The 24474-nt window shown below is 44.0% G+C and carries 19 protein-coding genes; 11 read left to right on the top strand and 8 right to left on the bottom strand.

The genetic code is table 11. The features are described 5' to 3' along the window. Together VNM22_18630 and VNM22_18625 are read right to left on the bottom strand one after the other, a co-directional pair. Window positions 1-594: a glutathione S-transferase family protein gene (locus tag VNM22_18630; protein HWP49178.1), complete on the bottom strand. Its 594-nt coding sequence runs from the start codon at window positions 592-594 to the stop codon at window positions 1-3. 73 nt (window positions 595-667) lie between these two features. Continuing rightward, window positions 668-1228 (bottom strand): NUDIX hydrolase, encoded by a 561-nt coding sequence (locus VNM22_18625; GenBank protein HWP49177.1) that lies wholly within the window; start codon window positions 1226-1228, stop codon window positions 668-670. A 141-nt stretch (window positions 1229-1369) separates the two neighbouring features. On the opposite strand from VNM22_18625, the gene VNM22_18620 reads away from it, so the two are divergent. Further along, window positions 1370-2086: a segregation/condensation protein A gene (locus VNM22_18620; GenBank protein ID HWP49176.1), complete on the top strand. Its 717-nt coding sequence runs from the start codon at window positions 1370-1372 to the stop codon at window positions 2084-2086. Between the two features lie 123 nt (window positions 2087-2209). Here VNM22_18620 and VNM22_18615 read toward each other — a convergent pair whose 3' ends face one another. The 3 genes from VNM22_18615 to VNM22_18605 all read right to left on the bottom strand — a co-directional run bounded on the left by VNM22_18615 (window position 2210) and on the right by VNM22_18605 (window position 7888). Beyond that, complete coding sequence (locus tag VNM22_18615; GenBank protein HWP49175.1) at window positions 2210-3808, bottom strand: hypothetical protein; 1599 nt, start codon at window positions 3806-3808, stop codon at window positions 2210-2212. Window positions 3809-3810: 2 nt separating this feature from the next. After that, on the bottom strand, window positions 3811-5877 hold the full coding sequence (gene glyS / locus VNM22_18610; protein ID HWP49174.1) for a glycine--tRNA ligase subunit beta: 2067 nt from the start codon (window positions 5875-5877) through the stop codon (window positions 3811-3813). A 325-nt stretch (window positions 5878-6202) separates the two neighbouring features. Next, window positions 6203-7888: a transglycosylase SLT domain-containing protein gene (locus VNM22_18605; protein HWP49173.1), complete on the bottom strand. Its 1686-nt coding sequence runs from the start codon at window positions 7886-7888 to the stop codon at window positions 6203-6205. 732 nt (window positions 7889-8620) lie between these two features. Between VNM22_18605 and VNM22_18600 the strand changes: the two genes are divergently transcribed. From VNM22_18600 to VNM22_18565, 8 genes are all read left to right on the top strand, one after another. Further along, a complete protein-coding gene (locus tag VNM22_18600) occupies window positions 8621-8902 on the top strand; it encodes a BolA family protein (protein ID HWP49172.1) in 282 nt (93 codons plus the stop codon). 50 nt (window positions 8903-8952) lie between these two features. Continuing rightward, the gene (locus VNM22_18595; GenBank protein HWP49171.1) at window positions 8953-9789 is read left to right on the top strand and encodes a phytanoyl-CoA dioxygenase family protein; all 837 of its coding nucleotides are present in this window, start codon (window positions 8953-8955) and stop codon (window positions 9787-9789) included. A 285-nt stretch (window positions 9790-10074) separates the two neighbouring features. Next, the gene (locus VNM22_18590; protein HWP49170.1) at window positions 10075-11385 is read left to right on the top strand and encodes a hypothetical protein; all 1311 of its coding nucleotides are present in this window, start codon (window positions 10075-10077) and stop codon (window positions 11383-11385) included. 399 nt (window positions 11386-11784) lie between these two features. Then, window positions 11785-12711, top strand: coding sequence for a U32 family peptidase (locus tag VNM22_18585; protein HWP49169.1), 927 nt, complete (start codon window positions 11785-11787; stop codon window positions 12709-12711). Window positions 12712-13011: 300 nt separating this feature from the next. Then, on the top strand, window positions 13012-14301 hold the full coding sequence (locus VNM22_18580) for a lactate racemase domain-containing protein (GenBank protein HWP49168.1): 1290 nt from the start codon (window positions 13012-13014) through the stop codon (window positions 14299-14301). 469 nt (window positions 14302-14770) lie between these two features. Further along, window positions 14771-16057, top strand: coding sequence for a hypothetical protein (locus tag VNM22_18575; protein ID HWP49167.1), 1287 nt, complete (start codon window positions 14771-14773; stop codon window positions 16055-16057). A 141-nt stretch (window positions 16058-16198) separates the two neighbouring features. Continuing rightward, the gene (locus VNM22_18570; protein ID HWP49166.1) at window positions 16199-17761 is read left to right on the top strand and encodes an altronate dehydratase family protein; all 1563 of its coding nucleotides are present in this window, start codon (window positions 16199-16201) and stop codon (window positions 17759-17761) included. Between the two features lie 47 nt (window positions 17762-17808). Beyond that, window positions 17809-18288, top strand: coding sequence for an NUDIX domain-containing protein (locus VNM22_18565; protein ID HWP49165.1), 480 nt, complete (start codon window positions 17809-17811; stop codon window positions 18286-18288). A gap of 116 nt (window positions 18289-18404) precedes the next feature. Here VNM22_18565 and VNM22_18560 read toward each other — a convergent pair whose 3' ends face one another. Both VNM22_18560 and VNM22_18555 read right to left on the bottom strand, forming a co-directional pair. Then, entirely contained in the window at window positions 18405-19085 is a 681-nt protein-coding gene (locus VNM22_18560; protein HWP49164.1) for a uracil-DNA glycosylase, read from the bottom strand. Between the two features lie 140 nt (window positions 19086-19225). Further along, a complete protein-coding gene (locus tag VNM22_18555) occupies window positions 19226-19984 on the bottom strand; it encodes a 3-oxoacyl-ACP reductase family protein (GenBank protein ID HWP49163.1) in 759 nt (252 codons plus the stop codon). A 400-nt stretch (window positions 19985-20384) separates the two neighbouring features. On the opposite strand from VNM22_18555, the gene VNM22_18550 reads away from it, so the two are divergent. Next, the gene (locus VNM22_18550) at window positions 20385-22568 is read left to right on the top strand and encodes a hypothetical protein (protein HWP49162.1); all 2184 of its coding nucleotides are present in this window, start codon (window positions 20385-20387) and stop codon (window positions 22566-22568) included. A 115-nt stretch (window positions 22569-22683) separates the two neighbouring features. Continuing rightward, a complete protein-coding gene (locus VNM22_18545; protein HWP49161.1) occupies window positions 22684-23616 on the top strand; it encodes a 2-dehydropantoate 2-reductase in 933 nt (310 codons plus the stop codon). Window positions 23617-23699: 83 nt separating this feature from the next. On the opposite strand, the gene VNM22_18540 is transcribed toward VNM22_18545, so the two are convergent. Beyond that, the coding region (locus VNM22_18540) for a DUF2914 domain-containing protein (GenBank protein ID HWP49160.1) at window positions 23700-24474 on the bottom strand (775 nt) is incomplete at its 5' end.

The raw sequence follows: 24474 nt of genomic DNA, 5'->3' as shown, positions 1-24474 counted from the left end.
CTAAACCCTTATCTTATTCCTCTGCTCAACCCGGTCAAACCAGGCCTGAACCTTTTTATATTCAGCCGGTATTTCCATTTTCATAGAGTTTTTAAATCGATGGATTTGAACATAGACCGAAATGTCCGCGATGCTGTATTCATCGGCTACCAGAAACTTTTTCCCGGTCAGGAATTTATCGAGTACGGAGAAGTGAATCTGCAACATTCGTAGAGCTTCCTCTAGAACTTTCTGGTTAATTTCCCCGGCCGGTTTGAGGGATTCGAAGAAAGCCTGACGTCGTGTGGCACAAAATACCTCGTCGGCCCAATCTTCAATCATAAGAGCCAGACCCAGGTCTTCTTCCTTTTGGGGGTAAATCCGGGGTTCCGGATAGGTTGCTTCTAAATACTCGGAGATAAAGGTCGAATCTACAATAACTTTCCCATCATCCACGAGGACGGGCACAGCTTCCTGGCCGGATACCTGTATGAGTTCCCGTTTATCCGTTCTTGGAACTTCTATAGTTTCATAGGTCAGGTTTTTTTCGGCCATTACGATTTTTACTTTATGACAGAACGGGGAGTTTTCAAATTGATATAATTTCCTTGCCATATACCATTAAACCGTAATACGTAACCCGTAAGGTAGGATCTTCGTGTGGGTTTTACGCTTTACATTTTACGGTTTAATACCTCTTGTTACGGTTTAATAACTCTCGTAAAGCATCTCGGGTACTTTGAAAAGCCAGTTCTTCCCAGGGAATTTCATCTGGAGAGAAGAATCGGACTTCCTGAGCTTCCAGACCTGGACTAAGTTCACCTCCAAGGATTTCAGCCAGATAAACTATAACGATCACGTCCACACCCGGGTAAGAGTAAACATTTAGAAGCGAGGTTACTTTGACATCCAGACCGATTTCCTCTTTGGTTTCACGGATGGCGGCTTCCGATGCAACTTCACCACGATCCATATAACCGCCTGGAAAGGTCCACTTACCCCGTGCAGGTTCGATGTTTCTCTTCAATAAAACAATCTTTCCCTCCTTCTGAGGAATGGTTCCGGTTGCAACCTTGGGATCCAGATATACGATCAGTTCACACCGACTACATATAAGTCTGGGTTTGTTTTCCTCTGTCAGGAACTTTTCAATGAGAGAACCTCCACAACGATAACAAAACTTAATTTTCTCCTTCTCAGAATGGGAAGGGTGAGGTCGATGGTGTGGATCATGGGAATGCGGCTGCATATACACATGCTAGTTTAACTTTTTGAATCTGTCAATAGATTTCCAAAAAGCCTTGACAAAGCTTCTAAACTAAAGTAAAAGATTGTCCGTTGTTTGTTGCCCATTATGATTGGCAATGGACAACGGACAACGGACAAGACCATGCCTTATAATATCAAATTACCCATTTACGAAGGTCCCCTGGATCTGCTCTTACATCTCATCAAAAAGAACAAAATCGATATCTCCGATATTCCCATCGCCCTTATAACCCATCAATATCTGGAGTATTTAGAGGCCATGAAAGAGTTAAACCTGGAAATAGCCGGAGAGTTCCTGGTTATGGCGGCTACACTCCTCCATATTAAGTCACGGATGCTGTTACCCCAGGTTCAAGCAGAAAATCCGGAAGAGGAAGATCCCAGAACGGAATTGGTTCAGAAGCTCGTAGAGTATCAGAAATTTCGAGAACTGGCTCTGAAACTGGAGGAATTAGATACCTATCAAAGTCAACTCTATGTCAGAGAACCTCTTCCAGAAGAGCGACCCGATGTAGAAATCGAGTATGAGTTTGAAGTCAGTTTATTTGACTTGATTTCGGCCTTTCATAAGGCTTTGAAGTCTCTAGAAGCTCAGACCCCTTATCGGGTGGAAGTAGAACGAATTGATATTCAACAAAAAATGATTGAGTTGTTGGAGATCCTTGAAACCACTCCTTCCCTTTCTTTTACCACCCTGCTTAAAAACACGCTTCATAAGGTCGAACTCATCGTGCTATTTCTCGGAATCTTAGAACTGGCAAAATTGGGTCAGATCTTTCTCAGCCAATCGGAATTTTGTGGAGAGATCTGGATCCATCGCAGGCAGGAAGGGGAATAAATAGAAGTATGGGGGTGTGGGAGTGTGGGGGTATAGGAGTGTAGGGGTATGGAGGGCATACGAAAATAAGTACTTATACTTCCCCATCCCCATACTCCCACACCCCCATACTTCCACACTTCCTTACTCTCGCGTTTCCGTCATTTTCAAAACTTCCCTCTCGGTCTCCTGGTTCATTTCTTCCTCTGCATATTCCTGAGAGAGGAAAAGGATATATTCCTCGAGTTCTTCTATCCTGATTTCAAGGGGTTTTACCAGAGAGATTGGTACAGGCAGGTCTTTGACTGCCTGTTCCAGGACTGCGATGGAGTCAAAAACAAGATGGGCCAGGCGGCCTTTATAAAGTTGCTCGGTTGGATACCTGGCAATCTCATAAATGGAGGGAAGGGACAGGTGAGAATTCTTAGAAAGGTTGGGTGGGGATACCGAGGATTTCTTTAAGTTAAAGACCTTTTCCACTTTTTCAGCGTTTCGCTGGACCAACTCCAAAACCCTTTCAACCGATTGGGCTACAGGCATTCGCAGGCCTATATATTCACTTAGAATAGATTCCGTTTCCTTTAAAAGATCCAACGTATTTCTGAGAATGACAGGAGGAAATTGAGCCAGTTGATGGATCGATAAACCATCCAGATTCCGACAAATAGCCTGGATCATTCCTCCCCGCAATTTAAGGGACTGTACTATCTTTTCTTCGGCCTTCTCAATAACTTCTAAATCTACAGCCTCATCCATGTGGTAAGGATGTTTCTTAAAAAATCCATAAGTCTGCCTGAGTAGCCCTCTGCAGTTTATCAAAGTTCTGGCTAAATTTTTAGCGATACTTTTCTCATCAATAAGCATGATATGGTCGCAGAGTCTCAAAACCCGGATCGCCTGAACCAGGTAAGCTTTACGTACTTTAAGAGGGATTAAGATTCTTACTAACAGAGTTTGACATTGTTCTTTAAAAACTTCCAGGTGAGAATTTTTAATCTGAAGGGTCTCTAAATCTTCAAGAGTCGTTTTGAGAAATGTTTTATAATCCTCCAGCTTTTTCGTCGGATATTGCTGGATGTCATGGATGAGAATTTGCTCGGGAACCCCCTCGAGGAAAGTATGTAATTGTTTGATCGGTTTTATCTTTTTTAGAAACAGGATGAGCCCTTGATGGAGATTCGCTAAAACCACCTGATAAATCTTATAGAGATCCGAGGTTTTATCCACCGTAGAGAGGATGCGCTTTAATAGGAACTTATAATCCTGTAATTGGGTTTCCGAGTATTTAAAGGCTATTAATTCGGGAGACCCATTAAAAAAATCCAGTTGAAACTTAATATTAAGGGCTTCAAGGAGATTCGCGGTGGCCTGGGTCAAACGCTTTTGAGTTTCCGGATCAGATTCCCAGGAGATCTGGATATCTTCCAAGAGATTCCAATACTGGAGTAATTTATCTAGAGGTTGGTTTAGGGTGAAAATCTCAGGAGGTACTTGAAGGAGATTCTCTATTAGCGCCTGACCTGTTTCATTTCTTTCCTGGATGGCCTTTTTAACCCGTTGAAGGGTTTTTTTCAAGAAGGGCGCCAGTTCTGGATCGGCCGATAGGAGAGCCTTCTTAAGTAGGACCTGATCCCTTCGGAGCGTTTTTAAAGGGTAGGTTTTTACACATTCTGACAGGTTAAGAGAATCTGCCAGTTGATATCGGTTAAGTACCACCTGGATATCATTTTTCTGAGGGGCCATTTTTAGACCACCAGCTTGGAGAAATCTGCAAATCCTCTAAAGAGATCTGCAATAGTATCCAGCAGGGCCAGACGATTAGCGCGAATTTCCGGATCTTCAACCATCACCATTACGCCGGTAAAAAACCTATCGACCGGAGATCGAAGGGTTGAAATCTCGGTCAAAGCTTTTCTGTATTCCTTCTGCGCAAAGGCTGAAGCAACCAGATCTTTTATTTTAAGTACGGCCTGGTACAGATCCTTTTCTTCGTCACGCTCGAAAAGATTCGGATTTACCTTACCCGAGAAGCCCTTGGGGATAATATTGATGACCCGCTTAAAGGCAATCAGAAGCGATTCAAAGCCCGGATCATTTCTAAATTCGGCAAGGGCTAAGATGCGCTTATAACTATCAACCAGATCATCAAACTCCACAGAAAGTACGGCTTCTATGGTATCCTGGCGGATTCCCTGACCGGTCAGGAGATTTATAAATCGAACTTTAAAGAATTCCAGAACTTCTTTTTTCACCTCTTCAGGAGGTCGAAGAAGTTTTCCTTGAAGTAATTGTAAGGATTGGGAAATCAGAGCATTCAGCGACAGGGAATATTCTTTCCCCAGGATGATATGGATAATTCCCAGGGCCTGTCGTCGAAGTGCATAGGGATCCTCAGAACCGGTGGGAATCAGGTTAATCCCAAAACAACCCACAATGGTGTCTAATTTATCTGCCAGACTGACCAGCGCTCCGGAGGTTGACTCTGGGATCGCATCTCCTGCGAACCGGGGGCGATAGTGTTCCAGGATTCCCTTCACGACCTCTTCGGGTTCTCCGGATAACCGGGCATATTCGCTTCCCATGATTCCCTGTAAGTTGGGAAATTCTTTGACCATCTCCGTAACCAGATCTGCTTTACAGAGCTGTGCTGTCCGAGCTACCAGGGGTTTTGAGGATTCATCTACCATCGAGGCTAGATATAAAGCTAATTGAGTAAATCTTTGAACCTTTTCATAGGAAGTTCCTAATTTTTCCTGGAAAATAACCTGCTTTAAATCCTCTAATCGAGTTTCTAAAGGACGTTTCTGATCTTCATGGAAGAAAAATTCGGCGTCGGCTAAACGGGCTTTCAGAACCCGCTCATTTCCCTGCCGAATAATACTCATATCCCTGGCCACCATGTTGCTGACAACGAGAAAGTAAGGAAGCAGTTGACCCCTGGAATCCACTACAGAAAAGTACTTTTGATGTTCACGCAGGGTTGTAATCAGAAGTTCCCGGGGTAATTTTAAATAGCCCGGATCAAATTGACCCCAAATAACCCTGGGATATTCGACCAGGAAGGTAACAGTATCCAGAAGTGCTTCATCTTCCAGAGGTTTACCCCCTTGCTGAGAGGCGACTTCTACAAGTTGTTTCTGGATAGATTCCCGTCGTTCATCGGGATCTACAATCACATAAGCTTCCCTAAGGGCTTGAAGATAAGTGGAAAAATCCTGGATTGGGATGGCTTGCGGTTTGAGAAATCGATGACCATAGGTCAAGGAACCACTTCGGAGTTCTTCAAGTTGAAAATCTACCACTTCCCCTCCAAAAAGGGCAAGAATCCAGTGAATCGGTCTGGCAAATCTTAAACGGCTTTCTCCCCATCGCATGGATTTAGGAAACGATAAAGAAGTTATGAGTTCCGGTAGAATTTTACGAAGTAGCGTATCTGTCTCGCCGCCTTTCTCCCGCTTAATAACACAGACATACTCTCCTCGGTCGGTCACCTTAATCTGGAGTTCTTCAACCGTTACTCCCTGCCCCCGGGCAAACCCCCATGCAGCCTTTGTAGGATTCCCCTTTTCATCATAAGCCACACGTTTTGCAGGACCCAGAACTTCTGTAACAAAATCCTGTTGTCTCTCCTCAACCTGACCCATGTACAGAGTTAAACGACGAGGGGTTCCCAGGGCTTTTATCTCAGAAAAACCAATCCGATAAGTCTCAAATAGTTTTCTCGCGTTTTGTTCTATGTCCTTGAGAGCCATCAGGACAAAGCTACTCGGTATTTCTTCAGTTCCAATTTCTAGTAGCAATTCTTTGGGCATTTTATCTCCTTCTTTTCAACGTTATCGAGGGGAATTTCTTCTTTAACTTCAACTGGTTTCATTTTTAAAATAGGATAAAACCGCTCTGAATGGTAAGCAAGAAAAAAATGGTTGGAGGGTTCAGGAAATTCACTGAGAGGTTTCCGAAGTCACGAAGGTACAATACCAGGAGGTTCATGACCTTCCAGATTACTTCAAAGTGTGAAAATCATAACGTAATTTTCGTACTATTCGCCAGGAAGATAACACCTGATTTACGTAGGGGCAATCCCTTATGGCCGCCCCTACCTATAAGACGTCTCCACGGAGAAATGGTTAGATCTCCTCAGCCTTCTTTTTTCTCCTCTTTATCTTCATCGGCGGCAGAAGCCGGTGACAATTTACCCGGGATTTTAAGAACCTGACCCGGTTTAATCATGTTGGGTTTTTTCAAAGAGTTTGCAGACATAAGGGCTTTAACAGAGGTTTTATAAAGTTTAGCAATAGCCGAGAGACTTTGTCCCTGCTTAACTTTGTGGGTTTTATCGAAGTTCAGGCTGGCAAATTTCTGGGAAGAGGGAATCATGGCATATTTAGTTTCAAAATCTGCTTTACTTCCCACCGGTATTTTTAAAACATAATTCTTGGGAATCATATATCGGGAAGAGAAAACCCCTTCCCGCAAAGCCGGATTCAACTCACGAAGATCTTCCTCTAAAAGAGAGCAATACTTAATAATATCCGACATTTTTACATAGTCCTTGATGACCACCTCATCATACTGAAGAGGCGGATCCATCGCCACATCTCCAAAATAAGTTTTGATATCGGACATGACCTCAAGAGCCGCCAGGAATTCGGGGTAGAAATTACGAGAAGCAAATCCGAAATTCTCTCCGTTATACTTTTGGATAATATCGACAATATCCCTGGATTTAAGCTGTGCTATCGCTTTCTGTATCCCTCCAGCCCCGTGGTTGTAAGCTGTGATAGCCAGAGGCCAGGAGTTGAGCAACTTATAATTAGCTGCCAGTAGCTTTGCAGCCGCTATAGTGGATTTGATTGGATCACGTCGCTCATCCACTACATTGTCGATTCGCATGTACATCTTTCCCGTATACTTCATAAACTGCCATAATCCGGCGGCACCTACAAAGGAATAAGCATAAGTGTTAAAAGCGGATTCTACGAAGGGGAGACGGGTCAGCTCCACCGGTAAATTGGCCTCTTTAAAAATTCGCTCCATCTCCGCTATATAACGACCTGAGGTCGCAATGCCTTTTATCATCCTGTCTCTTTGTCCAATCTGTCCCCGGATTCGGTCTTTCGCTTCCTTATCCACCCCGTTTTCACTGACCTTTTTAAACATGGCATAAATTTTCTTTTCTTCCTCGGTCATGGCATCGACATTATCTCCCTTTTTTTCTAATTCCGTCAGAATCCCCTTATACTTCTCAATAGCCTTATCTATGGCCTTTCGCTTATCAGCCTCAGATCGGAGATCATCCCCATCCAGATCCACCACCGTGTAAATGATATCTAGATACCAATTATCATGAATGACGGCCTGCTTAGTGGTGTATGTAGAGAAAATCTTCTTCCAAAATTCTACTTGAGGACGAAGCTCATCTGGATAAGGAAACGGTCCGATTTCGGTTTTCCGAGTCAGAGTCCCTTCCATCAAGGAAATATAGGGCCCCAACGTGTATTTCACATCATTGATTTCAGAGCTGGAAAGTAAAATGGCTAAAATAGGGGGGATGAAGGTAAGACCGTATTTACTCCATTTTATTTTAATTCGGTCATCGGTAATAGGAAGAGAGTTGATAGATTTGCAGAAGGGAATGAGTCTGGATCTTAAAAAGGGATCTATATGGGAAACCCATAGAACCCATAAGGGTCTTAATCGAGTTAGAGACCTTGCTACTATCCTTTGATGAATTAGAGACCTTACTACTATCCTTTGAAGGGTGAAGAAAGTTCTTAATCTGGTTAAAAACTCCGATAGTACCTTACGAAAGTCTGGTTTCATATACCTCCCCTAACCTCATTTTAGAACACCTTTATCCGAAAACGTAAGAAAGAGGTATCATCTCTCAAAATGAATTGCAAGCAATTTTTTATGGAAAATGAAAAAAAAATTTAAACGAATCGGGATATAGTTTTAAACATTTTATCCATTCGGAAGTCCTTGTTGAAAGGAGCCTGTGAAAATAGGAAATATTTCACTCATCCTTCGTTCTATACCTTTGCATAATCGGACCTTTACTCCCAGGTTGCCTCCCTTGCTATTGACCTAACCATTACCCACATTTTTTCATTTCAGGGGATTAATAACTGGTTTAGCTATCTTACTGGTTGAGTAGCGAAGTGCATTGAATCTCCTTCGTGAGGGCAAGCTCCCTCTTTTTGCAAGGTGGGTCAACCGGGACGGTTGACCTACTAACCGTTTTGAACCCATCCTCCCAAATCGAAAAATGTGGGTAAAGATAAGTGCTATTGACCCGGGTAGCTTATCCTTTCTAACACCCCCTTCGACCCTTCTCCAGGGGAACCGATGAAGGGGGTATGCTTCCTATTTTCCCCTGGAGGAGGGACTCAGGAGGCATTCCTTTAAGCCGCTCCTGGATCAAATCTTTTTTCTTATTGACATGAAGCCCCTATTTATTTAATTTGGCAGTGTAAGGGTACAGATTTTGTACCTCAGATTTAAGGCTTTGACTTTACCTAAATCCAGGTAATAAACCCATCCCATCAGGAGGAGATGTTGACTACAAAGGAGAAAATTGAAATTGCTTTGAGAGAAAAGCTCAGAGCTTTTTTTGTAAAGGTAGAAGATGAAAGCTATCTTCATGCGGGCCATCCCGGGATGATGGCCTCGGGTGGGGGTCATTTTAATATAATGGTGGTTTCCCCGATTTTTGAAGGTAAAGGACTTTTGGAACAACACCGTTTAGTTTATGAAGCCCTTGGTCCGGACCTGGAAAAGGAGATTCACGCCCTGTCTTTGAAAACTTTTTCCCCAAACCAATGGAAGATATCTTAACCTCTATTTACTAATATTTACTAAATAACCCAACACAAGGAGTATGAACTATGCTGACACAAGAACAAAAGGCATTTTATAAAGAAAATGGTTATCTGGTAGTAGAAGGGGTTCTTTCCCAGGCAGAATTAAAACTCTTACATGAAACAATCGATGAATTGGTCGAAAAAGCCCAAAGTTTGGGGGTTCCCAATAATTTGTGTGATTTTGAACCTGTTAGCGAAGGGAGCCGGAAGATTGTTCGAAGGATCTTTAATCCCTTTGAGCAGGCCAGATGTTTTGAAGAATTAGCCAGCCATAAGGTGATCTTGGATGCTGTGGAAGACCTTATAGGACCCAATATTCAGATTCATCACAGCAAGCTAAATATGAAACCGGCTCGTGCCGGAAGTCCTGTCAAGTGGCATCAAGACCTCCCCTTTTTCCCACATACCAACACAGATTTGGTTGCCTGTTTGATCCATTTAAACGATTCAACTCTGGAAAACGGCTGTTTAAGAGTGATACCCGGAAGCCATAAACTGGGTCCCCTGGACCATAGATCTAAAGATGGTACCTTTATAGGGATGGTTACCGATGATTTGAAAAAAGTCGATATGGACAAAGCAGTCAACTTACCTCTCGAGGCTGGTGGAATGGTCCTGCTTCACTGCCTGACGCTCCACAGCTCAGCCCCTAATACCTCTGAGGCCGGTCGTCGTGTGCTTATTTATGAATATCGGGCATCTGATTCCATGCAATTATATGGTACCCCCAATAATTACATGGGACGTATTCTTCGGGGTGTAAAACCTACAACGGTTCGTTTAGAAGAAATTACCTATATTATTCCCAATTATCCAATTGGAACGAATATTTACGATCTACAGGCTAACTATAATGGTTAGCTTTTAGTAAAATTGATGAAGCTGATTCTATCCGTGGCTCCTCTAAAGCCGGGGTTGTTATATGACCCCGGCTTTCTTTGTTATCGGTATAAAAACTTTCATAAATAGTACCAACTCCCCTTGAACAGGTCGTATAACCCCTTGTAAAGGCGTCCGGTTGGTCGCTCCTACGAATTTTGAAACACACGACCTGGAGGGTTATAAACAAGATCTTATCTTTCAGATTGCAAATATTTTGTTGAGTAACAAACCTTGAAGTTGTTACTTCAAAAAGAGGTATAAGCCATGTCCCAATTCTTACCATTTATAGTTTTAATAGTTTTATCTTTCCTTATTCATCCCATTCCTTATACTTACCCTTTCGAAGAAAAGGAGGCTGACTTATGGAATAGAACAAAGGAGTTAACCCAAGATACCGTAAAGAAAGCCAAAGAACTAACCCAGGAGACTCTGGAGGAGGCCAGGAGTTTATTAGGTAGAGAGGAAAAGGGTAAGTCGGAGGAATTGTGGGAAAAGCTCCTACCTAAGTTAGAATCCGTTTTAAACTTAGAGGATAGGCACGAAACCCTCCCCGATTCTGCCTTACTGTCCGCAGATAAAGTCTCGAACCAACAGAATATTAATGAATTATTAGACGAAGCCGTTAACATTCTCGTCATTTCCCCTACCCAGGCTTATCGTAAACAGATTCAAGATCTGGAAGGAGATATCCGGGAGGCAAATAGAAAAATAATAGAGTATGAAGAAAAGCGGGTATCTGCGCCGAGAAAAAAGCCCCTATGGAAACCCTGGGAAACAACAGATGAAGAGTATAGTCAAAAAATTGAAGAACTCAAAGAAAGGATTGCCCGAAATCAAGATGAAATAAAGAAAACAAAGGAATCTCTCCAAAACGAGCTTCAAAACATGGGATTAATGCTTACCCCTGAACAGCTCGATTTTCTCCTCTCCACCCTTGTGGGAGATAACATTATTCAAATAAACGTCACCTTCAACAACATCAAAACCGTTACCCAACAGCTCGAACAGATCATGGTTAAAAGTGGAGAAAATGTTAACATTGCCCGGCGATATTATGGCATGTATGTCGTTTTATTGGAAATCCTGGATCATATGTACCAGCAGCTTATTCAGGATATTGATCAAAAATATCTTCCTCAAATCCAGGGAGGAAAAGGAAAGGATGGAAAAGAGATTAAGGGCATCATTCCCAGGACAGAGGTTTTATTAAAACAAACCGAAGACCTTTTAAAGAAAGAGTCTTCCGACCGAAATAAAGAGATTTTAACCGCTAACCTCGAGGCCCAGAAATTAACTCTGGAAGCGGCGAAATTATACAAGGGTTACCTGGAAATGCAGCGCACCAATATGAAGGTGGCCAGGCAAAAATTGAATCCGGATATCTCTGTAGCAAAAAACACTTATGAGACCGTTAAAGTATCCAGCGAGCTTATAGCCATGATGAAGTCCAGTCAGAATTTATTTGACACCCTTAAAAATTTGCAAATACCCGAGCTTCGGGTTTTTGAAAATCTAGAGATGAAAAAAGAGTTTGAAAAATTAACGATTCAGCTTAAAGTAGGAGGTGAGGGTTAAATCTACGGAGATAGAATGTTGGAATTGTAAAATCAAAAATTGGTTGAAAGATTCTCTAAAAGTGATTTACTCCAGGGAGAATCATCTTTAGGACTCAATCCACAGGCTGAGAAAAGGATTGATTGGAAGACAATTCCAAGGAAGATTAAGTTGAAGTAAATCAAGAGCCGGCATTCAGGAGCCTGGAATTAGAATTCCCGTTTCCAGTGTTCTTTCAAGTTCATGTTGGATTACTGAACGAGGGAAGCAAAGCAATCCCTTGAAATCCAAAGATTGCTTTGTCATAGGGGTTTATCCTGAGTCCAGTTGAAGCATTCTTTGTAACGACCCTTTGAGTAAGTTAAAGCTGATTTTACAAGGGACTAGTTTTTAGCTTCTGAATTCTGGCTCCATTAAATCATGGATAAAACCCGCGCTTTTCTAAAACAGCTAGGGCTTCCCTCGGGAGATCTCTATGATTTACCCGATTCCAAAAAGCGATTTCCAGATGGAGCTCAATATCGTATTGAAATACCCAGCGTTGAGGGACCTAAAACCATGAAGGCTGTACTCGAAACTGCCCAAACCCTTAAGGTGCCTGTTCATCGGATCAGTCAAGGAAGTGGTATTATGTTACTCACCGACGACGAAATTAAGGAGATGGTTCAACTTGGAAAAGAATATCAGGTTGAAGTCAGCCTTTTTGTAGGTCCTCGGGCTGGATTTGATATCGGAGCTCTTCCCTTTACCCCGGCAGGCAAAGCAATTGCCCAACGGCTTCGAGGGATGGATCAGATTGTTTATGCCATTGAAGACATTAAACGGGCCTGTGCTCTGGGAATCCGAGGTATTTTAGTAGCCGATGAAGGACTTTTATGGATTGTGAATGAATTGAAAAAACGGGGAGAACTTCCGGCCAATCTGGTTGTAAAAGTTTCTGTTCAAATGGGGCAATCCAATCCTATTTCCATTCGGATGATGGAACAGGCCGGTGCAGATACTTACAATATTCCTACCGATTTGACTTTGCCTATGATCGCCGCTATTCGCCAAGCCATTAATATTCCGGTGGATGTATATGTGGAAGTTCCGGATAATTTTGGAGGATTTATCCGGTATTATGAAATCGCCGAATTGATCCGAATTGCAGCTCCGATTTATGTTAAATTTGGTCTGAGGAATTCTCCGGATATTTATCCAAGTGGAACGCACCTGGAAGCTACGTCGATTAATTTAGGCAAAGAACGGGTCCGAAGGGCGAAGATTGGATTTGATATGATCCAGCGGTATTATCCCCAGGCCACTATGTCAAAGCCAGGAGCTGAGGGAATTGGGTTACCAGAGTAGAGGTAACTGATGGATTGTTTTTACCCGGGGAACTAAGAACCATCTCAAAACTGAAACTTAAGTAGGGGCAGGTTTAAAACCTACCCCTACAGGAGTGGCCTGAGAGAGGAAAGATAACTTCTATAAACAAGTCGCCCCGTTGGGGCTAAAAGACCCCCGAAGCGGTATCTCCTGACTTATATCGAAATTTGGATGTTCTTACTTTGGCTGTTGACACTCTGTTCAACAGAGACTATAGTGGGGAATAGGGTAGAATACGATAAAAACTTTTTTAACTTTATACATGGGGAGGAAACTAAAATGGCTCTAATTCATTATCCTGATATTAAGTATCCCAAAATGCTGAAGATTTTTCAAAAATTTGAGGTTCCGAAGGTGGAGGATGTTCCGGGTCGAGTTGCAGAGGAAATAGCCCGAATTAACGTAAGGTCAAGGATAAAACCCGGTGCCAGTGTGGCCGTTGCAGCCGGAAGTCGAGGAATTAGGGATATTGCCAAAGTGGTACGTGCAACTGTTTCTGAACTCAAACAGATGGGGGCTAAACCTTTTATTATTCCGGCTATGGGAAGCCATGGGGGAGCAACCCCGGAGGGCCAAAAAGAGGTTCTCGCACGATACGGAATCACCGAAGAGACTATGGGAGTACCTATTCGTGCCACCATGGAAGTGGTTCAGGTGAGTGAAATGACCGAACTGGGACCCAGGATTCCGGTCTACATGGATAAATACGCCTATGAAGCCGATCATGTGGTAGTTATTAATCGGATAAAACCCCACACAGATTTTACTGGAGATTTGGGAAGTGGATTACAGAAAATGATGAATATTGGCCTGGGAAAGCACGTCGGCGCTCTCCTTTATCATAAAGCCTTTGTCAGCTTTGGTTATGCCAACGTAATTAAAAAAGTGGCCCAAAAGGTCCTGGAGACAGGCAAAATTCTCTTTGGAGTCGGCATTGTAGAGAACAGCTATGATGAAACCGCCAATATCGTTGCAGTCCTTCCGGAGAATCTCGTAGAAACCGAATTGGAACTTGAGCGGCAGGCCAGCAAATACCTGGCCCACCTTCCTTTTGATGTGGTCGATATACTCATTGTGGACGAAATGGGAAAGGATATTAGCGGGGCGGGTATGGATCCCAATGTCCATGGACGCATTATGAATCTGACCGAAAAACCCCACGAAAAACCTAAAATCAAACGCATCTTCGTCCGGGACCTTACCGAAGATACCCACGGCAATGCAACTGGAATAGGCTTTGCCGATTTTACCACGCGCCGTTTGATCAATAAAATAGATCCCAGAGCAACCTATATTAACTGCATTACTGGAATAGCTCCTGAAGTGGCCCGCTTCCCCATGACCTTTGATACAGATCGAGAAGCCATTGATGTGGCTCTCAATACCATCGGTTTGATAGAACCTGAAAACGCCAAGATAATCTGGATCAAAAATACCCTGGTCCTGGGAGAAGTTATTGTCTCTGAGGCTTATCGGAAAGAACTCGAATCTCGAAGTGACTTGATGCTTGTCAAAGAGTTGGGAGAACTCGCCTTTGATTCAGAAGGAAATTTGATACCCGGTTTTTAGTCTAACTGGTCCTGGTAGTCAAGGGTCCGTTATCCGTTGTTTTGGGTATAGGTATTTTTACAACGGACAACGGATAAAAGAAATGGAGAGTTTTCAAAACTTTCAAGCTTCAGCACTTTACTGTCCCAAGTGTCGGAGAGCGATGCCGGTAAGGGAGAAACTCCTTCTTGTTTTGCCCGATGGTGAACTCTTTGAATATTTGTGCGCCCAGTGCGCAAGCTCTCTGGGCACAAAAAGGAATAAACCCGGTCAAAATAACGTTCCGTTAATTATTAAGGGTCTATAGAGCTATCAAAATAAATTCGTTCTTGGATAGAACCCCATGGAAATCTTGCTTCGAGGGAGTTGAAGGAAAGTTTCCAGGAAGACAGGGGCTCCCAGTTGAACTTTCTCATCCACTCCAGAGAAAGGTTCCAGGGGGGGTTCTTTAGATCAATTCTATAAGGGTTCTATCTGAGAACGAAGGAAAATGAAAGAAAAAAAAATCTGGCTTTCCTCCCAATCCCTGATCCTCTATGGAGCGTTATTCCTTCACCTTTCGTTCTTGCTCTCTCTGAAATGGGGCTTCTGGAATCCCTTCTTCCATGATCCCAACCATACCTATGGACCTGGAGCAGACTTTTTTGCCCTCTATCAGGCCGGACACAATGCCCGGAACGGAACCAGCCTTTACGATAAAATGGAAGTCGAAATCAAACAGGGAGATCTGGTCGTTCCGTACTTTTATCCATTCCGATATCTCCCCCTTACAGCCTACACTCTGGGCATGGTATTGACGTTATTGAAGCCCTTCCCTGCCTATTATCTGTGGATTGTTTTCTACGAGATGTTATTGGGTTTAAATATTCTCCTGACCTGGAAAATAAGCCCCGATCGAAACACGGCCATCCTCGCCACAACTCTTTGGTTGGCCTTTTCTCCCTACTACCTTGAACTTTATATGGGTCAGTTCTCTTTTCTGATGGGTACTTTTATTTTCCTCATGGGATATGCCTATTGGATAGGCATATCCTCTCTTTTCGATATGGCCTGGATGGCCAGTGCCTTGCTAAAACTTAATACCCTACTGCTCGGACCTCTCCTGCTGAGAATGAAGAAAATTCTCCCCATCGTCGGGGTTTTTCTCATCGCCGTTCTCTCCTCGGCAGTTTACTTCCTCAAATTTCCATCGGATCTTCCCATATTTCTGGATAATTTTAAGTTCTCAGGAACCTTTGGAGAGAATTTTCACTCAGGAAATCACGGATTCCAATCCCTTCTCTATAACACCCTCTTCCGCTATAGAAATCTATCCGGATCCGATTCTGTTCAAATCCTCTATCCCGTTACCCTGCCTCTGATTTTTTTAATCCTGGGCACCTCTCTGATCCTGACCTTCCTTCCAAAGAAGTGGAACGTCATCGAAAATCTGGCTCTATGGATGAGTACCTATTTTCTGATTTATAAGCATGTCTGGGAGCACCATTACGTGATGCTGCTACCCGTCCTGGTCTTATTGTACCTTCAAACCAAAGAAATTAAAGATCAACCTCCTCGTTCGCTATTTGTTTTAGCCGTTTATCTTTTACTGGCCTTACCGACACCGTTTTATTTTTTCAATAGACCTGGCACGGAAAGTGTCTATGATCCCAGTATGTACTGGACCCGGCTGGAAGACTTTCTATACCACCTGGCTAAACCTTTACCTGTTATATTTCTATATGGATATCTGGTTTACAGGCATACCCAAGAAATCTTTAAAAAAGAGGTTGTCTAAATACCCCCTTAGAATATCTTTAGAGTAGTTTGTTTATCATGGCCTATATTTTGAAAAGTAACGCTTTAGTCTCTTTTCGGATAATGCCGAACCAGACCGACTAAAGACGTTCTAATATCTTCATCAAGTAAAAACTCGACTATGAGCACAAATACATATCTTTTAAAGCAAAAAGCCATTATTCTGAAACCTGAAGCTGACGATGTGGCAGTTCTGATGGAAGCTTTACCTGCCGGAACGATTCTGGAATACGAAGGGAAAGCCATCCGATTAAGACAGGATATCCCCCGTGGACATAAAGTAGCTTTAAGGGCTATAAAAAAAGACGATGCCGTGAGAAAATACGGACAGATCATTGGTTATGCTACGACCCATATCGAAATGGGAGATCATGTTCATGTACATAATCTGGGTGTGAAGTATCTTGCAAAACAGTATGAATATGCCACAGAGGTAAAACCCGTAGAGTACTATCCCGAGAGTGAAATGCGTTATTTTATGGGATATAAACGGGCCGACGGACGAGTAGGAACACGAAATTATATTGCTCTGGTCTCCAGCGTAAATTGTTCGGCTTTTACAACGAAAGCCATTGCTCATAGATTTCAGGATATTTCCCGGGATTATCCCAATGTGGACGGTGTGATTGCCTTAACCCATCAGGGTGGTTGTGGTTCTACCCTCAACGGGGAGGGATATCACATCTTTCAAAGGACCCTGGCCAATGCGGCCCGGCATCCCAATGTAGGAGCCTATATCCTTATCGGGTTGGGCTGTGAAGTTAATCAACCCCTGGCTCTTATTGAAAATCAGGGACTCATTCAGATTGGACTTAACGGAGAAAGTACTCTACCCAAGGTTTTGAGTATTCAAGAGGAAGGTGGAATTCAGAAAACCATTGAGGCGGGTGTGAAGGCAGTAGCCGAACTGTTACCGAGGGTCAATGAATATAAACGAACGAAGCAACCGGTATCCCACATTGTACTCGGAACGAAATGCGGGGGCAGCGACGCCAACTCTGGAATTACGGCCAATCCGGCACTGGGAGTTGCACTGGATGAGATTGTCCGTTATGGAGGAACCGGTATCTTGGCAGAAACACCGGAAATGTATGGAGCAGAACACCTGCTGATGAAACGGGCCCGCAGTGTTGAAGTAGCGAAAAAATTGGAAGAGCGAATTCATTGGTGGGAAGAATATACAAGGAAATGGGGTGCAGAAATTGATAATAATCCTGCGCCCGGTAACAAGCGAGGAGGACTTACCACCATTTTCGAAAAATCCCTGGGAGCCATCGCTAAAGGAGGTTCCACTCCGGTCAATGCCGTTTACCTTTACGGGGAGAGAATCACCGAAAAGGGATTCGTGCTCATGGATACACCAGGTTATGATCCCGTAACGGTTACCGGTATGGTCGCCGGAGGAGCCAATGTCGTTGTGTTTACCACAGGCCGCGGATCTGTATTTGGATTCAAACTCGCACCCTCCATTAAAGTAGCCACCAATTCCCCACTCTACCACCACATGAAGGACGATATGGATATCAATGCCGGCTTGGTTTACGAAGGGCTTTCGGTCCGAGAAGTAGGCCTTATGATCCTGGAAGAGATCATCGCGGTTGCCTCCGGTAAGCAAACAAAAAGTGAAATGCAAGGGGTTGGAGAAGATGAGTTCTGCCCCTGGATTTACGGAGCGATGTTATAAGATAGGGTCCTCCCCTGTTACTTCTATTCTGGCTGGGAAAATTTAAATTGAACTTTATTACCTGGAAGCGGAGGCGTACTCGCCTGCCGACTTCTCTTATAAAAATTTTGTCTATTCCTCAAGACAATCAAGCTTACCGGTTCCCGGTATCTGTAAAAGGTGTTATTTTTCGGGGTCCTCAGGTCATTCTCTTAAAGAATGACCGTGACGAATGGGAACTGCCAGGAGGGAAGTTAGAATCCGGTGAAACCCCTCAGGATTGCGTTAAGAGGGAAATTGAAGAAGAACTGGGACTTGTGGTAGACCCAGGACCTATCCTGGATAGCTGGGTCTATCATATCTACGAAGGGGTTGATGTGCTCATTGTCACTTATGGATGTTATCCCAGACCCTTCTCTAAAATCGTCCTGAGTCCAGAACATACAGAAGTCGGATGTTTTACTCTAGAGGAGGTCAAAAACCTGAAGATGCCGGAAGGGTATAAAAAATCTATCCAGACCTGGGCCGGGTTTTTGACCAGGACTTAAATACCGGGTTCTCTGATAGAGTCCTGTAAACCAGCCGATCCGGTTACCCGGATTCAAAGTAATTCCAGCAAAGAATCTTGAAATTAACCCCATATTGGCCAATACGGTAAAAATCTTTAAATACACCTTCGAACCTCTTCAAAAATAGCATGGAACATTTCCTGGGTTAAACGACCGGTTTGAGTATTCTGACGGCTGGGATGATAAGAAGCAATCAGAGTAAAGGAGTGGGCCAAAGTATAAACGTAACCATGCCCAAACACAGGCCTGGGACGAGGGAGGACAATTCCTCTTTTTTGGAAAGCCTTCAGGCAAGCATCAAAGGCAATTCTCCCCAGTGCGACTACGACTTGAACGTTCTTAAGCAGTTCAAGTTCTTGAAGAAAGTAAGGATGACAGTTTGTCAGCTCTTCCCTGAAGGGTTTATTATTTGGAGGAGCACAACGAACTACCGCCGTAATATAGAGGTCAGAAAGGGTTAAGCCGTCTTCCCCATGGGTTGAGGTGGGTTGATTGGAGAAACCAAACCGATAAAGGGTTTGATAGAGAAAATCACCACTCCTATCCCCGGTAAACATCCGTCCGGTTCGATTTCCTCCATGAGCGGCTGGGGCCAGACCCACAACCAAAACCCGGGCATCAGGATCTCCAAAACTCGGTATGGGCTTTCCCCAGTACTTCCAATCCCGGTACTGAGGCTTTTTTTCCCTGGCAATACGCTCCCGGTGCAGGACCAACCGTGGACATTTCTGGCAGGTAATAATCTCCTCTTGAAGTTTTTCTAAAGTTGTAAGCATCTCTGTCCAAAGTCTAACGTCTAAAAGTCAGAATCTCTGACTGAGCGTTAGATAACGAAAAGGAAGGTAGGATCCAAATCCACCTACGTGGGAAGTCATCCCTTTAACCCTTTTACCTTCGTTAGTAAATCTGTTTTTCTCTACGTTGGTCCGCCTCCATTTACATAGATAACCTGGCCGGTGATGTAGCTTGCGGCCTCAGAAACCAAAAAGCGTATAACCGAGGCTATCTCCTCGGGGCGACCTTTCCGTCGCAGTGGAACTGCATTAATAAGTGCGGCCGCTCGCTCAGGTCCCAGGATTCTGAAAGATTCCTGTAACATCTCCGTATCGATGGGCCCAGGAGCAATGGAATTTACACGAATTCCGTTGGGCCCTTCCTCTTTAGATAGGATTCGGGTAAGAGCATCCAAACCAACTTTAGAAACGGTATAAGGACCATAGCCTGCAGGAAATCGCTGGGTTACATTGGAAGAAAGATTGATGATATTCCCTTTCTTTCGTTCTCGCATGTGAGGTAGAACTGCCTTGATGAGATAAAAGGGAGCACTTAAATTCACTCGAAGCATTTCTTCCCAACCATCCTCTGAAAATTCCCCCAGAGGAATCCCGGTAGCTGTGATTCCGGCATTGTTGATCAAAACATCAACCTGTCCGAAGGTCTCCAGGGTAAATTGAACAAGTCTTCTGGCTTCGTCAGAAGAACCCATAGGAGCCTTAAAAAGTTTTATTTCTCCCCCCCGGGAGGAGATTTTCTTAACCAACTCGTTGGCTTCTTGATCTCGACTCCGATAGTTCGCTACGATTTTAAAGCCGGCTTCAGAAAGTGCTATGGCAGTTGCTCGACCAATACCTCGGGATGCTCCTGTGATGATAGCTACCTCGTTTCTGATATCCATGTTATAAGAAAACCACCGAGATGTCGGGAACGCCACATTTTAAGATACATACCCCTCTATCTTTGTATCTTGTTCTTAACGCCCTGGACATCCCAGATGAAGTATTAAAATGCCTGACAGATAAGTTACACCGTAAGTCTGATAAACTTCCTAATGTTATTCCCTCTTAATCCCTTCAGGGAAGAGAATAGGGTTTATTTATATCCCTGCCTTTCCCCTGCAGGCAGATTGAATATATCTGATTCCAGAAACTACACTTTTATGAGAAAAGGTCAAGGGGAATATAGCATGGGTTTTAGAGCTTTGTTTGCTTCCAATTTAAATTTAATTTGACAACCAGGGATCTCAGGGCCTAAGCTAGATCGTAAAAAGGTACCTAAAGCTTGTCGGAGAAATTGTTATGAGAAACAGATTAAAAAGACTCCAGGGAACAGATGGAATTCGAAAAGAAGTTATCTTTTCAAGAGATCCCCGTGTAAAAGGTCTCTCTCCTTTGGAAGCTTTCCTTGAAAAAAATCTTCTCACCGAAGAGTTCATGGAACTTTATACCTACGTCCACGTTCGAAGGCTTATCCAGACCGCTGCCATGAAGCCAGGAGATGAAATCGTGATTGGCTGGGACCCTCGGGATCCCGAGGGACTTTTCACGGAGGCAGCGATTCGGGGTATACGTAAAGCCCGGGGTAAAGCCGTGGTGATGGGAATTGTACCAACTCCGGCTGTTCCCGTTTATATGCTTTACCGTCAGGCCCACGGAGGGATTGTGGTGACGGCTTCCCATAATCCCAGGGATCAAAATGGAATCAAAATCTTTCTTGCCGGCCAGGGACTTAAACTTTTTCCTGCCGATGATCTCAGGCTAACGGAAGCTGTCTACCAGGCAAGTCAAGAAGATCTGTCTAAATTAGAGGAAGTCGGTGAACGTGAGGATGCCCATAAAGAGGCGGTGGAAGTTTTTCTGGATTTTATATGCGATCCCCTCAACACGTGGATAGAAAATGAACCTTCTCTTTTCAACGGATTAACCCTCATCGTCGATCCTGCTCATGGTTCCTATGTGGGGATTGCAGCAACTGCCTTTAAAAGAGTAGGAATTCCTGAAGTCATTGAAACCAACCATCAATTGAACGGGAATGTTAACGTAAACAGTGGAGTTGTTGATTTAGAGGGGATATCTCGGATTACCCCGGACATGGTTGAGGGTCCGTTTGCGAGATTTGCTTGTTACGAAGCCATTGAAAAGATTTTTGAAACAGGTCGCCGGAAACGACAAGATATTCTAAACCGAAAGGCTCAGGTTTCGGGGGCTGTATTCGATGGAGACGGAGATCGGTTTTACTATCTGGAATATAACCCTATCGAAGATTCTGTTCTCGTTTTATCGGGAGATGAAATAGCCTTTCATCAGGCTAAATATTTGATAACCCGGCATCCTGAAGCTTATCGGGATTCCCTGTTTGTAAATACCATAGAAAGTGATCTGAATGCAGCCCTTTTCGCTGGCAAATTGGGCTTCCATCCCCATCTAACAGGAGTTGGAGATAAATGGATTCTGCTTCAGGCCGTACTCACCTGGCTTCAAGCTTACCTGGATTTACTTTCTAAAAGATTCCCCCAACGGGAAGTAGCTCCCTTTCAGGCTCAATTGGATCAATTACTGAAGCCCGGAGAGGTCGATGGAGAAGCTATAAGCCGGCTGGCCACGGCCATTCAGCAGATCGGTCAGGGAAGTGAAGGGGTTAAAGACCTCCACAAGGAAATTATGGCCAGGTTGCTAACACCCGGTCGGCTCAAATTTGCCATTGGAAGCGAGGAAAGTGGTCATCAGGTAACGCCGGGTTACTTACGCATAAAAACCGGAGAGCAGATCCCTGTATTTGCCGGTAATGGTCTCAAAAGTGCGATGAATACCCTGGTAGCCCTTCGATCTCTCTATCCATCCAATTTCTATTCTATACAGGCTTATTTGGAAGCCCTGTCCCATCCCTTCAGTCCTGGATTTAAGAAAACCTTCTATGTGTATTATACCGATAAGTCCCAATTAACCCGGGGAACAAAGGTATGGAAGGAACTTACAGAGGTTATCCGACGAGGTTATCAGGCCCAATACGGAGAAGAAATAACAATTCAACCGAAAACCCTTCCCGAAGAACCAGATACGCTTTACCTGGCTGCTTACCGGAAGGGTGTTCAAATCGCCGGGGTTTTTTGTCGAAATTCTGGAACTGAGGATAAAACGGGGGTTAGCGTTCGAGGCCCCCTTGAAGATGCCAAAAAGCTCTCCCAGATCGGTGAAATGGCTTTGCAATATCTTTTCCAGACCATGAAGGATCCTAACCACGCCTACGCCAAAGCCGAACGTGTTCTTCTCGGTCTGCTCAATCGGGTAAAAATAGGATCTGAAGCCGAGTTTCAAAAGGAACTTACTGAAACTTGTTCAGATTTGAAGATCTCTTTGGACCGTCTTTTGAAGGAAATGGGTGAAAAACAGAAACTCATACAAGTGGTTCAGACACCTGAAACTTCAAAACGGAGATACGAATTAACCGAAAGAGGAAGATGGTACGTATCTACCCTTCTTTGAGAAAGAAAAGATATAAAAATATCGGTTAGCCCTTAACATACTCAGGTACAAGGATTTCAGACCCTCTCTAAAGATAGGGGATCTTTGTGCCTTTGGAATAAAAGGATGGATCTCTATGCAAATTGCTGTAATCGGTGCAGGAAACATGGGATGTCTTTACGGAAGTAACTTTGCACGGGTTGGAGAGCAGGTTACCATGGTGGATATTTGGGAGGAGCACGTCAAACAGATGCAGGCCAAGGGTTTGGAGATGGACGGTCTGCATGGAAAGTTTATAGCCCCTGTTCAGGCCACTACTGATCCTGCCTCTGTACCCAAAGCGGATATTGCCTTTATTTGCGTGAATGGATATTCTACAAGGGATGCCGCCGACGCGGCCAGGATTTTACTGAAAGATTCCGGATATGCGGTGACTTTACAAAATGGACTGGGAAATGTTGAAATTTTAACCGAAGTACTGGGTAAGGAGCGCGTTATGGCTGGACTTACTTTTCACAGTGCAGAACTCCTGGAACCCGGTAAAGTCCTGCACACCAATCATGGACCTACTTACCTCGGTGAGTTAGACAGGTCCCGCTCCCCCCGCCTCATGGTCCTCAATGAGCTTATGAGCCGGGCATGTATGGAGCCGGTATTGGTCGAGGATATTATAGCTACCATGTGGAGTAAGTTTGTCCATAACTGTGGGATCAATGCTGTTTGTGCGATTACCGGACTTCGACCTGGTCATATCCGGGAAGTTCCTGAAGTGGACGAGTTTCAAACCCAGATTATCCAGGAAGCCCTGGCCCTTGTGAAGGCTAAAGGGATTACCCTTCCAGAAAAAGATCCTCTGGGAACCATTAAAGAGTATTGTGCTAAAAAGTTTCATAAAGTCTCCATGGTTCAACACCTGGAACGAGGCCGCTTAACTGAAATCGACTCCCTCAACGGCTATATTGTTCGAGAAAGTGAAAAATTAGGCTTATCAGCTCCTTATAACGATGCCCTTACCAAATTAATCAAAGGATTACAGTATATCCCGGCAGACGGTACTAAGACCCGATAGGACGTTTCTTCGGTTCTACTCTTGTTTAGCCCGGAAAAGTCCGGAATTCGCTCACTTACCCTTTCCGGGCTAAACAAGAAGGATTATTCAACAATAAAGGTTTTCGTTGCCAGTACTTCTCCGGCTTCGTTTGTTACGGTTACCGTCCATTCACCGACACTCCCTCCTGAGGCAATATCCTTTGAACTCCAGGTCCGGGTACTGGCATATTGTATGGGTAAACTGATCTCTCTATCTTTGTGGCCATTGTGATAATAAATATGCTTTAGGGTGGTGGGAGGATTGGCCACAGAGACTTTCATCCAGGCGTAGACCTTCCCCTGCTCTTTGGAGAATTTGTCTCCGCAAGTTACCGGCTCACGATTTTGAACCCCCCCACAAATCAGAAAATTTTGTAAGACTATATCGGAACTTTGCGTAGTAACCTCAGGAGTCGATAAATAGCTGGCTTCTGCGGTTGAGATTAAGTTCTTAGTTTCAGGAGGTGAGACTAAATCTTTGCTTTCAGAGTTATCAGAATTAACAGAAGAATTTTCCTCAACGCACTCGGAAGAGGAAGTACAACCTGACTGGGGAATAGTCTGGGTACTTGCGACAAGGGGTGTCTTCCTGGAAGGAGTTTTGAAGGTTTTGGAGTCTTTTTTTGTATCGACTTGACTCATAAATTCTACCCAAATAGGTAAAGCGGCCTGGGAACCGGTTAGTCCGATAGACTCTCCCTGATCATATCCTACCCATACCAGGGTCAAATACTCGGGAGTGTACCCCATAAACCACCCATCCTTGAAATCACTGGTCGTCCCCGTCTTCCCAGCTACCAACCCCTTATAACCCAGCTTCCTGGCCTCATAGCCTGTC

It is taken from the genome of Candidatus Limnocylindrales bacterium, assembly GCA_035559535.1.
GTDB lineage: Bacteria > Moduliflexota > Moduliflexia > Moduliflexales > JAUQPW01 > JAUQPW01.
This window is presented reverse-complemented; position numbering and strand designations above follow the sequence as displayed.